Annotated in this window: 11 protein-coding genes; 3 read left to right on the forward strand and 8 right to left on the reverse strand. The window is 62.8% G+C overall.

What is annotated here, in order from left to right; all coding sequences use genetic code 11:
• Positions 1 to 144 precede the first annotated feature (144 nt).
• Positions 145 to 849: an alpha/beta fold hydrolase gene (locus tag ACWNZ3_RS21355; RefSeq protein ID WP_496902556.1), complete on the reverse strand. Its 705-nt coding sequence runs from the start codon at positions 847 to 849 to the stop codon at positions 145 to 147.
• Positions 850 to 1,253: 404 nt separating this feature from the next.
• On the opposite strand from ACWNZ3_RS21355, the gene ACWNZ3_RS21360 reads away from it, so the two are divergent.
• Together ACWNZ3_RS21360 and ACWNZ3_RS21365 are read left to right on the forward strand one after the other, a co-directional pair.
• Positions 1,254 to 1,568, forward strand: coding sequence for a hypothetical protein (locus ACWNZ3_RS21360; protein ID WP_496902557.1), 315 nt, complete (start codon positions 1,254 to 1,256; stop codon positions 1,566 to 1,568).
• Between the two features lie 226 nt (positions 1,569 to 1,794).
• Positions 1,795 to 2,985 carry an amidohydrolase gene (locus ACWNZ3_RS21365; RefSeq protein WP_496902558.1) on the forward strand — a complete coding sequence of 397 codons (1,191 nt, stop codon included), beginning with the start codon at positions 1,795 to 1,797 and terminating at the stop codon, positions 2,983 to 2,985.
• A gap of 18 nt (positions 2,986 to 3,003) precedes the next feature.
• Here the strand turns inward: ACWNZ3_RS21365 and ACWNZ3_RS21370 are convergent, their stop codons facing one another.
• Positions 3,004 to 4,038 (reverse strand): AraC family transcriptional regulator, encoded by a 1,035-nt coding sequence (locus ACWNZ3_RS21370; RefSeq protein ID WP_496902559.1) that lies wholly within the window; start codon positions 4,036 to 4,038, stop codon positions 3,004 to 3,006.
• A gap of 304 nt (positions 4,039 to 4,342) precedes the next feature.
• Between ACWNZ3_RS21370 and ACWNZ3_RS21375 the strand changes: the two genes are divergently transcribed.
• Positions 4,343 to 5,413, forward strand: coding sequence for an AraC family transcriptional regulator (locus tag ACWNZ3_RS21375; protein ID WP_496902560.1), 1,071 nt, complete (start codon positions 4,343 to 4,345; stop codon positions 5,411 to 5,413).
• Here the strand turns inward: ACWNZ3_RS21375 and ACWNZ3_RS21380 are convergent.
• The 6 genes from ACWNZ3_RS21380 to ACWNZ3_RS21405 form a co-directional block, all read right to left on the reverse strand.
• Positions 5,385 to 6,887 carry an aldehyde dehydrogenase family protein gene (locus ACWNZ3_RS21380; RefSeq protein ID WP_496902561.1) on the reverse strand — a complete coding sequence of 501 codons (1,503 nt, stop codon included), beginning with the start codon at positions 6,885 to 6,887 and terminating at the stop codon, positions 5,385 to 5,387. The genes ACWNZ3_RS21375 and ACWNZ3_RS21380 overlap by 29 nt on opposite strands.
• A gap of 36 nt (positions 6,888 to 6,923) precedes the next feature.
• Positions 6,924 to 7,940: an ABC transporter permease gene (locus ACWNZ3_RS21385; protein ID WP_496902562.1), complete on the reverse strand. Its 1,017-nt coding sequence runs from the start codon at positions 7,938 to 7,940 to the stop codon at positions 6,924 to 6,926.
• 2 nt (positions 7,941 to 7,942) lie between these two features.
• Positions 7,943 to 9,475, reverse strand: a complete 1,533-nt coding sequence (locus tag ACWNZ3_RS21390) for a sugar ABC transporter ATP-binding protein (RefSeq protein WP_496902563.1) — start codon at positions 9,473 to 9,475, stop codon at positions 7,943 to 7,945.
• The gene (locus ACWNZ3_RS21395; RefSeq protein WP_496902564.1) at positions 9,472 to 11,085 is read right to left on the reverse strand and encodes a GMC family oxidoreductase; all 1,614 of its coding nucleotides are present in this window, start codon (positions 11,083 to 11,085) and stop codon (positions 9,472 to 9,474) included. Before ACWNZ3_RS21395 ends, ACWNZ3_RS21390 begins: the two co-directional genes overlap by 4 nt.
• 73 nt (positions 11,086 to 11,158) lie before the next feature.
• Positions 11,159 to 12,145 (reverse strand): sugar ABC transporter substrate-binding protein, encoded by a 987-nt coding sequence (locus tag ACWNZ3_RS21400; protein ID WP_496902565.1) that lies wholly within the window; start codon positions 12,143 to 12,145, stop codon positions 11,159 to 11,161.
• Positions 12,146 to 12,188: 43 nt separating this feature from the next.
• Positions 12,189 to 13,694 (reverse strand): aldehyde dehydrogenase family protein, encoded by a 1,506-nt coding sequence (locus ACWNZ3_RS21405; RefSeq protein WP_496902566.1) that lies wholly within the window; start codon positions 13,692 to 13,694, stop codon positions 12,189 to 12,191.
• Between the last annotated feature and the right edge of the window lie 206 nt (positions 13,695 to 13,900).

Genomic DNA, 13,900 nt, shown 5'->3' on the forward strand with positions numbered 1-13,900 from the left:
CGCGGATCAGGCGTAAATGATGCGCCAGCGCGGCATTCGGCGTCCTGATGTTTCGGTTAACGCGAAGCCCATGCACCAAAAGCAAAGGCGGCACCCCGGTGCCGGGTGCCGCCCTGTTGTCAAAGGTCAGTGATGGACCTGTGTTCAAATCACCGATTTTTCTTGCAGCCAGTTGCGCACGGTTTCCGACACTGCCTGCGGCTGCTCGAACGGCAGCAGGTGCCCGGCGCCCGCCACAACGAGTGATGTGGCATCGGGAATTTTTGCAGCGACCGCGTCGTGAACGTCTTTGGTCGACAGGTGGTCCTGATCGCCGGTGATCAGCAGCACGGGGAAGGGGAACACGCCGATGTAGGTCGTCGCATCGGGACGATGCAGCAGTGCGAGGTTCTGACGTTCGTGTACCGCCGCGCCGCAATCCACGACCATCTGACGGATCTGCGCGACCAAAGCGTCATTCTGCGCGTTCTCCTTGGACAGGACCTTGGGTGCCCAGTTTGCCGCGTAGCTGGTCATATCTGCATTGGCCGCGTCGATGCGCGTCTGACGATGGTCAAGCTCGTTCGCACCGGGGCCTTCGGCACTGGTGCTCGACAGGATCATGGCCTTGATCCGCTCGGGCGCCTGACGGCCCATTTCCATCGCGACGCGCCCCCCCATGGAATGGGCAATGACGATCAGATCGCCTTTTGTGTCGTTCAGGGCGCGGGTGGCCATTGCTTCCAGGGTCGCGTCTTTCGTGGTATCTGCGACGTGAACCGCATCCACATTCGGTTCCAGATCTTGAGCTACAGGCGCCCAAGTGCGTGCGTCTGACATGATGCCGGGAATAGTAACGAGCGTTGCCATCGGATCTTCCTAATTGCTGACTGCCATAGGTGCGGCGTTTGTCCGGATTTTATCAGACCCGACCACTTTCAAAAACCTGATCAAAGGTTAGGGCCGTTCAAACGGTAGTGTCGCAAAGTTTTCGCCAGCCTGAGAAAACTCTTCTGCAGGATGTACTTATCCAGCGAGCGCCGCAAAATGTGCGAAGCCGGACTCCTCTGGCTGATTAACTCTGATCGCCTTCCCTGAACTTTGGCTGCCCGGTTATCCTTTCGGCCATGAAAGCCAGGAATGGAAGGACCAGCGTCTTGCGACCTATGTTGAAAATTCGCTGACTGTCGGATCGTCAGCCTGGCTGGGCCTCCATCGCGGTCAATCAGGCCGGTGCGCAGCATTTTGCAACCGTGTCCGGCGCGGTCACGATCATGCCCACCACAGTTGTTGATGAACGCACCTATGCCGATTTTCAGGCGTTCGAGGCCAGCAGCTGGGTCGGGAAAGGCGCCGGTGCCTCGGCGATCTTTGGCGGTGACGGACGTCGCCTGACGGAACCGTTGGACCAGCACGCGGAAGGTTTTGTCACCGCGGAAGTCGGTACTGCACAGTTCAAGGGGATCTCAAGCAATCCCGAGGGCTGGTATTCCTGGGGTGTTCTCAACGCGGTGACCGACACTTACAAGGGCGAGCAGGTCGCGGACCCCGAGCATGGTGAAGTCCATAAAGTGAAAATCGACATCTGATCCTGCGGCTTTCGCCTGTCGGTGCGTGAGCACTCCCGCCCGTTTCCCGGTGGCCGAAAATGCAATTTTTTTGACCCAAACTGCCATGTCACTCGACCGGGTCCGCCCGCATTCTGTTTCGGGAAACGTCAGCGGAAACCGCCCGACGCAAAAACAGGTTGCCGGTAGACAAGGCCACAGCCAGCTTGCCAATCGTGGCGGCTGTGCTGCGAGAAAGGACAAAGCAATGGATCGTAATATCGATGGCATCATCGACGGGGTTGCGGATCAGGTTGTTGCCTGGCGGCGGCACATGCATGCAAACCCGGAATTGTCCTTTGAGGAATTTGAGACGTCCAGGTTCATCACCTCGATCCTTGAAGGGCTCGACGGGATCGAGGTCAGCCATCCTTCCGGCACCAGCGTCGTCGGACGGCTTCGGGGCAAGCGGCCCGGACCGGTGATCGCCATCAGGGCCGATTTCGATGCCTTGCCGATTGCGGAGGAAACCGGGCTGCCGTTTGCCTCGAAGAACGAGGGGGTCATGCATGCCTGCGGGCATGACGGGCATACTTCGATCCTGCTTGGTGCGGCGCAGGTCCTGTCCGGGATGCGTGACGATCTGCAGGGAGAGATCCGTTTCCTGTTCCAGCACGGGGAAGAAACGCCGCCGGGCGGGGCGCGGGGCATGATCGAAGGCGGTGCCATGGAGGGGGTGGACCGGGTGATCGGGCTGCACCTGTGGTCGCCCATCGAGATTGGCACGGTGATGGTGAACCCGACACGCGTGATGGCGGCCTGCGACATCTTCCGGATCGAGGTTAAGGGCAAGGGGGGCCATATTGGCGTGCCCCATGAGGCGGTGGACCCGATTGCCATCGGCGGGCAGATCCTGAGCAACCTCCAGCATCTGGTGGCGCGCGAGATTGATCCGGTGGAATCGGCGGTTGTGGGTGTCACCGGGTTCAACTCCGGCATTTCGGTGGGGGTGATCCCGCCAACCGCGGTGCTGACCGGCGGCACCAACAGCTTTTCGCCGCAGGTGCGCGACCTGATCGAGCGGCGGATCGGCGAGATTGCTGCAGGGGTTTGCGCCGCGCATGGCGCGACCGGCGATTACGAATACACCCGGATCTATGACACGGTGCTGAATGACCCCGAGACTGCGGGCGTGGTGGACGAGGTCGCGGCGCGGCTGTTTGGGCGCGATGCGGTACGCGAACTGCCCCCGATCATGCCGGGAGAGGATTTTTCGTTTTTCGGACAGCAGGCGCCGTCCTGCTTTGTGCTGCTGGGGGCGGGCAACGCCGCCAAGGGCATCACCGCGCCACATCACGACGCGAAGTTTGACGTGGACGAGGATGCGCTGGCCATGGGCACGCGGTTGTTCGTGCACACCGCCTTGGAACTGCTGGAGCGGACCGAGGTGCGGGGCTGACCTTGCCCGTGACCCGGGTTAATGGGTTGGTGGCTTCCGCCTGACCTGCGAGGGCAGGATCCCGAAGGCGGCCTTGAATTCGTTGCTGAAGCGGCCGAGGTGATGGAAACCATAGGTCATGGCGACGCGGGTCACATGGGGGGCGTCCTCGGCCGCCTGTTCGAGCGCTGCCTTGGCTGCCTTGAGCCGCATCACCTTCAGCAGGGCCATCGGCGTGGTGCCGCGATGCCGGCGAAAGCCTGCATGCAGCGTGCGCCGGGTGGTGCCGGAATGGCGGATGATATCCTCAAGCAAGATGGTTTCGTCCAGATTGTCGGACATATAGGCCTCGGCCCGGAGGATGTAGCCGGGAACGTGTTCGGCCCCGGCCTCGCAACGGCCCGCGCGCTGGTATTCGGGAGAGAGGCCCAAAACGGCAGAGGTGATGAGCTCTTTCATATGCGTGGCGACGCCGGGGCTGTGCAAGGTGCGGTCGTTGCGCATCAGCCCGCCGATGAGGGTCGCCAGGATGCCGGAGAGCAGCATGCCGTCGGTGCCGACGTCATAGGCCCGGAGCGCGAAGCTGAGGTTGTGGGCCTGCACCGGCAGGTAGCGGCTGTTGAGGTAGCGGCCAAGCCAGTCTCCGTTGATGGCCAGGGTCAGGTGGCGGCATTCGCCGCGCATCATGGCGCGATAGGGCTGGCCCGGCGGCAGGACGGTGAACTGGTTGGGGCGCAGGCAGTATCGGGTGCGGCCGGTGTTGATCAGGGTGGTTTCTGCCAGCGGGAACTTGACCGTGATGCCCGCGCCCGGCTGGTCGATGACGACGTTGGCCATTTCGGCATCGCATTGGTAATCGACGTAGTGCAGCGAAATGCCGTCGAGGTCGATGGCGTGGTGCCAGAAATCCACGGACCGGGAGCGGATGCCGGTGAGGTCGAAGGCATGCGGTGCGATGACCCGGCTCATGTGGCGATGGATGTCTGTGGCATCGGTAACAGCCAGGTCCGCGCCGCGAAGATGCCTGCGCAGGGTGACGTCCGGCTCAATCAGTTCCTGGAACTGCTGGATCATGAAGACCTCCGCCGTGGCGCGGTGCGCGGGGCAGGGACGCCTAGTTCAAAGCCATTGCTTTCAGACGCGGCCTTTATTGCCATCGTCGATCTCCTGTTGGTTGTGCGGCGCTTTTATGGGCGGTTATCTGTCGCCCGCTCCTGCATCTATGAAACACTGATATCGAACCGGCCTGGGGCCCTTTGCCTGTTGGCTGAGCAGTGCGGCCGGGGTATGTAAACTTTGGACCCAAAACATTCGTTTAGGAATTGCATTTTCGGGCTCCGGATTTACAATTTCGGCCATGACCCAGTCGAATGGGCGAATGTCCCCAGTGACGAACGCCAATCCCAAGGTGCGCGCTTTCTTTCTGTCGGTCTTCATTGAGGCGGCTGAACAAAAAGGCTTGAACACCGCCAAGTTGCTGCGCGAGGCCGGGATTTCCCCATCGACGCTGGCGTCGCCTTACAAATGGGTGCCGCTGCCCCGTTACATCGACCTGACAAATCGCGTGGGTGACGCGCTTGGCAATCAGACTCTCGGCGGAGAACTCGGCTCCGCCTTCAGCCTGACGGATCTGGGGCCTTTCTATACCTTGGTCACAACCGCGCGCACCGTGGGGATGATGCTGGAGGCCTTCATGCGGTTTCAGCGTCATTGGCAGACCGACACCAACCTGTCGATCAAACCCGCGGAAGAGCGGGCCGAGATCTGCTATAACATCGGCGATCCCGCGCTTTGGCCGCGGCATCACGATACGGAATTCACGCTTTGCGCGCTGGTCTCGGCCATGCGTCAGACGGTGAGCGCCAACTGGCGTCCGGTCGAGATCCTGCTGGAACATGACATTGCAGGGCGTGAAGCGCGGCTGGCCGAGATTTTCCGCGCGCCGGTGCGGGGTGACCAGCAGTACAATGCCATCGTCATTCCGACATCGTCGCTGGACATGCCGCTGCTGTTGAACGCGCGGCTTGATTTCGAACGGCTGCAACCGATTGTAGAGCGTCATCTGCTGGACCTGATGGGGGAAGAGGCCAGCGATCCGGTGGATGTGGTGGAACAGACGCGGCGCCTGATCACCGAAGGTTTCGGCCAGGGGACAATCCACCTGCGCGCCATTGCGGCGGCACTTGGCAAACCGGAACGCACATTGCGCCGCCAGCTTGCACAGCAGGGGCACAGCTTTCGCGACCTGTTGCAGGACCAGCGGATGCTGCGCGCGCGTCAACTGCTGGAAAGCCGGGCCAACATTCCATTGGAAACACTGGCCGAGACGCTGGGCTATGCCGATGCGGCCTCATTCGCGCGGGCCTTCAAGGCATGGAACGGCGTGTCGCCGCGGCGGTTTGCCCGCGCGCGGCGCACTGTCAGGGGTGATAGTGGACCGAGGCCTTGACCCTGGTATGGGCCAGGACGGCTGCTTCGCTCAAATCGTTGCCGACGCCGCTTTCCTTCCAGCCGCCGAAGCGCAGCGCGACATCCAGCGCATTGTGCACGTTGATCCAGACCGATCCGGATTGCAGGCGCTGTGTCATCCGGTTGATGCGTTCGATGTCGCGGGAAAAGACGCTGGCACCCAGACCAAAGCGGCTGTCGTTGGCCAGCCCGAGCACTTCATCCTCGGTGTCGAAGGGGGCGGCGACCATGACCGGGCCAAAGATTTCGTCGGTGACTGCAGACATGCCGGGGTTCACACCGGTCAGCACGGTGGGGCGGATATAGGCGCCCTGGTGGTCGGGGGCGGTGCCGCCGGTTGCCAGTTTTGCACCATCCGCCACGCCCTGTTCCACATAGCCCATCACGCGCTGGCGGTGGCCCGTGCTGATCAGCGGTCCCATCATCGCAGCAGGTTCAAGCGGCGCGGCAAGCGTGATGCTTTCGGCCACTGAAACGACCTTTTCGATCACCGCATCATAGATTGATCTGTGCACATAAAGCCGCGCGCCGGCACAGCAGTTCTGGCCATGATTGGCGAAGATGCTCCAGGCGGCGGCTTCGCCCGCGCTGTCAATATCGGCATCTTCCATCACGATGACCGGCGATTTTCCACCCAGCTCAAGACTGTATTTCTTGAACTGGCCCGCTGCCTCGACCGCGATACGGCGGCCCACTTCGGTCGAGCCGGTAAATGAAATCATCGCGATACCGGGATGGGCGACCAGCATCTGACCCAATTCGGGCCTGCTGCCGGTGACGATGTTGATGACACCTTCGGGAATACCGGCTTCAAGTGCCAATTCGGCAAGGCGCAGGACAGAGAGCGGCGTCTGTGGCGCCGGTTTCAGCACGATGGTGCAGCCGGCGGCCAGGGCCGGGGCGATTTTCCAGATCGCAATGCCCAGAGCGACGTTCCAGGGCACGATGGCCCCGACCACGCCGATGGGTTCGCGAAAGGTGAAGCCCTGCAGGTCACCTGTCGGGATATAGGGGACGGAAAGCTGCATGGTCTGGCCTTCCAGCTTGGTGGTCCAGCCGGCCATGTAACGCAGCACATGGGCGGAATATTGAACATCCACGCCTGCGGTGTTTGCCAGCAACCGGCCAGAGCATAATGTCTCGATCTGGGAAATCTCGCGCTCGTGCGCTTCCAGCAGATCGGCGAGTTTGAGCAGGCAGCGTTCGCGTTGGTATGGGCGCATGCGCTTCCATGCGCCGTGCAGCGCATCGGTCGCGGCGGAAACTGCCGTATCGACATGCGCGGCATCGGCTTCGGCGGCGCGGGCGAATTCCAACCCCGACGAAGGGTCGATCAGCGCGTAGCTTTTGGTGGTCGGCACTGTCTTGCCGCCGATGTGCAATCCGTGGGTGCGGCCTGTGGCGGCCGTCGCGGCAGGACCAAGCCGGGTGAAATCGTTCTCTAGGCGTGACATGGTGTCCTTTCTCCGGCGGGTATGTCCGGTTCTTTGTTATGTAAGTTTGGCCTGGCGGCGGGATCGCAGCATGCCGCGCACACCCCCCAGCCAGACCGAGAAGATCAGGATTCCGCCGCTCAGCGTGCCCTGCCAGAAGGAGGATACGCCGGTGAGCGTGAGCCCGTTCTGCACCACTCCGAGGAACAGCATGCCGATCAGCGTACCCAGGACACCGCCTTCGCCGCCGGTCATTGCGGTGCCGCCGATCAGCACGGCGGCCAGCACGGTAAGCAGCAGGTTCAGGTCGACTTCGGGCGAGGCAACGGTCAACCGCCCCACTTGTACCACGCTGGCAAGCCCGGCGGTCATGCCCGAGATGACAAAGACCGTGAACAAAACGCGGCGCACGTTGATGCCGTTGAGGCGCGCGGCCTCGGGGTTGGCACCGATGGCATAGAGCGCGCGCCCGAAGGAGGTATAGCGCAGCACGCCGCCCGCGATCAGGAACAGGACCGCGTCAAAGATCAGGATGATCGGGACCGGGCCGAGATTGCCGTTCACGAAGGTGTTCAGCGCCTTGAAGGTCGGCTGCGAGAAGACCGAGTAGCTGCCGCCGTCATTCATGATCAGCGCGCCGCTTTGAAAGACGGACAATGTGCCAAGCGTCACCACGAAGAAGGAGATCTTTGCATAGGAAACAAGATAGCCGTTGAACGCGCCCAGAAGCCCGCCCGCCAGCAGCGCGCCGAAGATGGCAAGGGGCAGGGGGGTGCCGTTGATCAGCAGCAGTCCGAACACCATTGCTGCCGCTGTGGTGGCGGAACCGAAAGACAGATCCACCGTGCCCGAGATCACCACGAAGGTCGCGCCCAGGGCCAGGATGAAGGCGACGCTGTTCGATTTGACGATGTTCATCAGGTTTGGCCAGGTCAGAAAGACCGGCTGGTAGAGGTAGAGGAAGATCGAGATCACGATCAGGCTGACCAATGCACCGGCATAGCGGCTTTGCAGCAAGGTTGCGGCAGCGGACGGTTTGCGATGGCGGGGCGGGGTTTGGGTGATGTCTGTCATGATCATTCCTGCTTTGGGGGGCGCGCGCGGCGGTCGCCCGTGACGGCACAATGGGCGATCACCTCTTCGGTGAACTCGGCCCGATCGAATTCGGCTGCCAGGCGGCCTTCGAAGAACACGCCGATGCGGTCGGCGATGCCCAGGATTTCAGGCAGTTCGGAGGAGACGACAATGACAGCAGCACCCTGTTCGGCGGCGTCCTGAAGCATCCTGTAGATTTCGGATTTCGCGCCCACATCGACGCCACGGGTGGGTTCATTCAGCACGAGCACCTCTGGCGCACGCTCAAACGTGCGGCCCAGCACGATCTTTTGCTGATTGCCGCCCGACAGGGTCGAGATCAGCACATCGGGGCCGGATGTTGCCACGCCGTAGTCGCGGATTGCGGCGCTGACGTCCCTAGATTGTCGTCGCAGCGATACAAAGCCCCGGCGCGACAGCCGGTCCATCCAGGCCAGGGCGAAGTTTTCGGAAATGTTGCGCACCGGCAGGATTGCGGCCCCCTTGCGGTCGTCGGGGACATAGCCGATCCCGGCAGCAATCGCGCGGGCGGGATTGCCCAACACCACGGCACGGCCCGCGACCGTCACCCGGCCCGTCGCACCGACGGCCCCGCCGAGCGCCTGGGCGAATTCCGACTTGCCGGAACCGGCCAGCCCCGCGATGCCGAGGATTTCGCCCCGTTTCACGTTGATCGAGACCGGTGCAATCCCGGCATCGTTTGAGGCGAGATTTTCGATCTCGACCACGGTTTCGCCCGCTTCGATATGACGCTTGGCGTAGTAATCTTCGATCTCGCGGCCGACCATCAGCTCGACCAGCTTGTCTTCGGATGTGGTTGGGATCGGCACGGTCGAGATGAGCTTGCCGTCGCGCAGCACGGTTGAAACCGAGGATACTGCGTAGATCTCGGGCATGCGGTGGGTGATCATCAGCACCGACATGCCCTTGTCGCGCTCCTGCACAACCAGGTCGAGCAGACGGCGGGTTGCGGATTCCGACAGCGAGCTTGTCGCCTCGTCCAGGATCAGCACCCGCGCGTCCGCGGAAAGGGCGCGGGCGATTTCGACTTCCTGTTGCAGTTCCAGGCCCAGTTCCGACACCCGCGCATTTGGCGAGACATGGACGCCCAGCCGGTCCAGCGCTGCAACCGCGTCATGTTCGAGCCTTCGCCAGTCGATGGCGCCGAGGCGCGTCCTGGGGAGGCGGCCCATGAAGATGTTTTCGGCAACGCTCAGCGTGGGGGCCAGGGTCAGTTCCTGACTGATCATGACGATGCCGCGCCGGATCGCGTCGGCGGGATCGGCGAGCGCCACCTCTTTTCCGTCGATGAACAACTGCCCCGCGTCGGGCTGAAGCAATCCGGCGACGACCCGCGAGAGGGTCGATTTGCCCGAACCGTTTTCGCCGGTCAATGCGTGGACCTCGCCTGCGCGCAGGGTCAGATCCACGCTGTCGAGCGCCTTCACGCCGGGGAAGGATTTGCTGATGTTGCGGGCCTCAAGCACCACGGGTCCGGGCGATGGTGAATTCATGCTGCGTCTTCCTTGATCATATCCGCTCCCTTTTCGGCGATCATGATGGTGGGGGCATTGGTATTGCCGGAAATCAGCGTGGGCATGACCGAGGCGTCGACCACGCGCAGGGCGTCCAGGCCCCGCACCCGCAACGTCGGGTCCACCACTGCCATCGGGTCGGTGCCCATCTTGCAGGTGCCGACCTGATGGGCGATGGACAGCCCGGTGCGGCGGGCATAATCAAGCAGCTCGGCGTCGCTCGCGGTATGTCTGCCGGGGGCGTATTCTTCAGTGATATGGGCGGCGATCTGGGGTTGTTGGGCCACCTTGCGCGCGATCTTCAGCGCCTCGACCAGCAGTGTCCGGTCGGCCTGGGCAGAGAGATAATTGGGTTGCATCAGGGGGGCCGCATGCGGGTCGGAGGACCGCAGCGACAGCCTGCCCCGGCTTTCGGGGCGCAGCGGGCAGACCACATTGGCGAAGCCCGAGAAATTATGCAGCCCCTCGTCATATTCGTCGTGGCTGAAGGTCTGGAACAGGAACTGGATGTCCGGCGCATCCACATGGGGGGAGGACCGGACAAAGGCGCCGGCCTGGGCCGCAGATATGGTCAGCGGCCCGCGCCGCATCAGCGCATATTTCAGACCTGCCTTCACCTGTCGCCAGCGGCTGGTCATCAGGTCGTTGATCGTAAGCGGCAGCTTGCTGCGGTAGGTCAGGATCGCACCATAATGGTCTTGCAGGTTCTCGCCCACGCCGGGCAGGTCATGGACCACGGGAATGCCGTTCTGAGTCAGTTGTACGGCAGGGCCGACACCTGACAGAAGCAGCAGATGGGGGGATTTGATGGAACCGGCACAGAGGATCACCTCGCGGCTGGCGCGGATGCGGATCAGCCTGCCGCCACGGCGGAATTCTGCGCCGATGGCGCGTTTGCCGTCGAACAGAATGCGTTCGACCATGGCTTCGGTTTCCACCCGCAGATTGGGGCGGGCGCGGGCCGGGCGCAGATAGGCCACAGCGGCGGAACAACGCCGGGCCTTGCGGGTGGTCAGCTGGTAATATCCGATACCTTCCTGACCGGCACCGTTGAAATCGTCGTTGCGCGGGATGCCTGCAGCGACGCCGCTGGCAATAAAGGCCTCGCAAAGCGGATTGCGTTCGACCAGGTTCGACACGCGGAGCGGGCCGCCGCTGCCGTGATAGGTGTCGGCGCCGTTCTCCTGATCCTCTGCCTTGCGGAAATAGGGCAGGACATCTTCATAGGACCAGCCGGTGTTGCCCATCTGCCGCCACTGGTCGTAATCAGCGGCCTGGCCCCGGATGTAGAGCAATCCGTTGATCGACGACGATCCGCCCAGGACGCGGCCGCGCGCCCAGTACATCGGCCGGTCGGCGATCTCGGGCCCTTTCTCGGTCTCAAAGCGCCAGTTGACGTCCGGGTTCACGATGGTCTTGCCATAGCCGATGGGGATGTGAATCCAGGGATTCGTGTCGCGCTTGCCCGCTTCGAGCAGCGTGACCTTGGAATGGCCGTTCTCTGACAGGCGCGCCGCCACGACACAGCCGGCGGAACCGGCCCCGATGACAAGGTAGTCAGTGCTGAGTGTGGCGTCATGTTCGGTCATGATGTTCCGGGGATGCTTGCAGGGCAGGGATGGCCCCACACCGGGGGGAGGTGCAGCGGTGTAGGGCCAGCTTTCACTTGATCAGCGGCACGGTGTCGACGGTATAGCCGCGCTCCAGCGTCGGGACGTAATCGCCAATGTTCTCGTAGGTCAGGAACTGCGAGGCGACGATCAGATCGTCGGGCTGGGTGCCCGGATTGTCGAGCAGCTGCTTGAAGCCCAGGATGATCGCGGCGGCCATGCCGTAAACGTCCGGGTCCCAGCTGCCGGTCAGGCGGCCTTCGCGCAGGGCGGCGATGGCCTCGTCGTCGCCGTTCATGCCAAAGACCATGACGCCGTCAGAGCCGTCCGCGGCATAGATCGTTTTGCCGCTGGCAAGGGCAGAGGCGGAGATGCCTAATGCGCTGGCGTCGTTATAGGCCCAGAATACATTGGCGTCCGGGTGGCGCACAAGCAGGTCGGCGGCCATTGTCGCGGCGCTGGCGGTTGAATCCTTGGTGTTGTCGACCCGCGCCACGACATCGAGGCCCCCGGCCCTGGCGGCCGCTTCGAAACAGGCGGTGTTCTGCTGGATCGACGGCACCGGCGGGCCGCCCATCACCACAACCCTGGCTTCAGGGCGGCGTTCCTTGATCCAGGCGACCTGACGTTCGTAGGTCCCGCCCTGCTGGCACAGGCTGATTTCCCACCAGACCGTCATGGTCACGCCCGGGCCTGTTGAGTTGACACCGACCACTGGCACCCCCTGTTCGTTGGCACGGGTATAGGCGGCGGCAACGGCGTTCGGGTCCAGCGACCAGGAGCCGATGGCCTTTGCGCCAAGGGTCACAAGCGTGTCGACATGGGACACCTGCCGGTTTGGTGACAGGTTGGCGTCGAGCATTCTGTACTGCCAGCCAAGATCGCCTGCCATCTTCTCCATGATGTCGCTGGCCAGCGCCTGACCGGGCTGGCTGGCGATGGGCGACACGAAGCCGACCATTGTTTCCTGGGCCCCGACCGTCGCGGCCGAAGCCGCCAGGCAAAGCGCCGCAATCGGGGCAACATGTTTCATTTTCATCGTTTCTTCTCCTGTTGGTTTTGTTGTTTTTCGGACCGGGTCGTCATTCCAGCCCGGTTGGGTCGAGCCGCATGCAGACCGCTTTCGGCTCGGTAAAGGCGTTGATGGCCTCGGTGCCGAATTCGCGCCCGATGCCGGACATCTTGACCCCGCCAAAGGGCATGGCGGTGTCGAGGACGTTGTGTGTGTTGATCCAGACCGTGCCGGAGTCGATTTGCCCGGCCAGCACATGCGCCTTGTTCAGGTCGCGGGTCCAGATGCTGGCGCCCAGCCCGTATTCGGTGTCATTCGCTGCTGCCTTCAGGTCGGAGATGGCGTCGAGCCGATTGGCGATCACGACGGGGCCGAAGATTTCTTCGCGCATGACTTTGGCATCGCGGCCCACGTTCCGCAGAAGGGTCGGTTCGTAGAAATAACCCTGCGTGCCCGTCCTGCGCCCGCCGGTCACAACCTCGGCCCCGCTGTCAATGCCGCCCTGGACCATCTCGCTGACTTTTTTCAGCTGCCGCGCCGAGACCAGCGGTCCGAGCGCGACATTCTGTTCAAAGGCATGTCCGATGGGGAGGTTTGCCGCGAATTCGGCGATGCCTTCGACCACGCGGTCATAGACCGGGGCCTCCACAAAAAGGCGTGAACCGGCGGTGCAGATCTGGCCGGAGTTCGCGAAGATCGCCATGGCGGCACCGGGGATCGCCTGTTCCATGTCGGCATCGGCCAGCACGACGGTCGGGGATTTGCCGCCCAGTTCCAGCGTCACACGTTTCATCTGAGGCGCGGCGGCTTGCAAGATGCGCTGTCCCGTCAGGGTCGATCCGGTAAAGGCGACCTTGCGCACCAGCGGATGATCCACCAGCGAGCTGCCGACCGGGTCGCCATAGCCCGTCACGATGTTGACCGCGCCGGGGGGGAATCCGGCCTTCTGGATCAACTCGCCCAGCCGCAGCGTGGTAAGCGAGGTTTCCTCCGAAGGTTTCAGCACGATGGTGCAGCCAAAGGCGATGGCGGGGGCGATTTTCTGGATCGCCTGACCCAGCGGGAAGTTCCAGGGCGTGATCCCGGCCACCACGCCCACGGGCCTGCGTTCGGTATAGGCGCGGTATGTGCCGCCGTCGTTGATGAAGGGCGACAGCGTGATGTATTCGCCCGCCATCTTTGACGACCAGCCCGCATAATAGCGCAGCGCATCCATGGTAAAGGCAAGGTCGATATGGCGTGACACCGCGTAGGGTTTGCCGTTGTCCCAGCTTTCAAGGGTGGCCAGCGCGTCGGCTTCCTGCTCGACGAGAAGGGCCAGCCGTTCCAGCAGCCGGCCCCTGTCCAGCGGGCGCATCTTCTGCCAGGCGGCGCTTTCGAAACAGCGATGTGCGTCTTTCACTGCACGGTCCACATCTTCGGCATTGCCTGCCGCGATATGGGCGAAAGTCTGCTCTGTTGCCGGATTGATCACGGGGATCGTCCGGCCCGAAGCTGCCTCGACCCATTCGCCGCCGATCAGAAGCCTGGCGGGTGGCAGGGTGGTATCGGGAAAGGGGGTGGCTGCTGTGTTCATTCTGTGCTTTCCGGGGAGCTGTCCAATAGGGCTTTCGAGAGAAGCCTAGGGAGCGCAGAGTGCAGTCGCTATCCGCTGAGGGCAGCGATGGCAGGTATATTTGCGAATTTCGGGTAGAGTCGAATGCCCCGCAAAAGTGAGGCGATGGGCGCGGGTCGTTGCACCTTATCTGCAGGGTGTGGTTTGCGCAGTGAACCCGACGGCCG

The sequence above is a fragment of the Sulfitobacter sp. IGS-18 genome (assembly GCF_059628195.1).

What these genes read in the sequence shown, in the direction of transcription:
- ACWNZ3_RS21355 (WP_496902556.1), bottom strand. Translation starts at nt 849, where the DNA reads ATGGCAACGCTCGTTACTATTCCCGGCATCATGTCAGACGCACGCACT.
- ACWNZ3_RS21360 (WP_496902557.1), top strand. Translation starts at nt 1,254, where the DNA reads ATGCCCACCACAGTTGTTGATGAACGCACCTATGCCGATTTTCAGGCG.
- ACWNZ3_RS21365 (WP_496902558.1), top strand. Translation starts at nt 1,795, where the DNA reads ATGGATCGTAATATCGATGGCATCATCGACGGGGTTGCGGATCAGGTT.
- ACWNZ3_RS21370 (WP_496902559.1), bottom strand. Translation starts at nt 4,038, where the DNA reads ATGATCCAGCAGTTCCAGGAACTGATTGAGCCGGACGTCACCCTGCGC.
- ACWNZ3_RS21375 (WP_496902560.1), top strand. Translation starts at nt 4,343, where the DNA reads ATGTCCCCAGTGACGAACGCCAATCCCAAGGTGCGCGCTTTCTTTCTG.
- ACWNZ3_RS21380 (WP_496902561.1), bottom strand. Translation starts at nt 6,887, where the DNA reads ATGTCACGCCTAGAGAACGATTTCACCCGGCTTGGTCCTGCCGCGACG.
- ACWNZ3_RS21385 (WP_496902562.1), bottom strand. Translation starts at nt 7,940, where the DNA reads ATGACAGACATCACCCAAACCCCGCCCCGCCATCGCAAACCGTCCGCT.
- ACWNZ3_RS21390 (WP_496902563.1), bottom strand. Translation starts at nt 9,475, where the DNA reads ATGAATTCACCATCGCCCGGACCCGTGGTGCTTGAGGCCCGCAACATC.
- ACWNZ3_RS21395 (WP_496902564.1), bottom strand. Translation starts at nt 11,085, where the DNA reads ATGACCGAACATGACGCCACACTCAGCACTGACTACCTTGTCATCGGG.
- ACWNZ3_RS21400 (WP_496902565.1), bottom strand. Translation starts at nt 12,145, where the DNA reads ATGAAAATGAAACATGTTGCCCCGATTGCGGCGCTTTGCCTGGCGGCT.
- ACWNZ3_RS21405 (WP_496902566.1), bottom strand. Translation starts at nt 13,694, where the DNA reads ATGAACACAGCAGCCACCCCCTTTCCCGATACCACCCTGCCACCCGCC.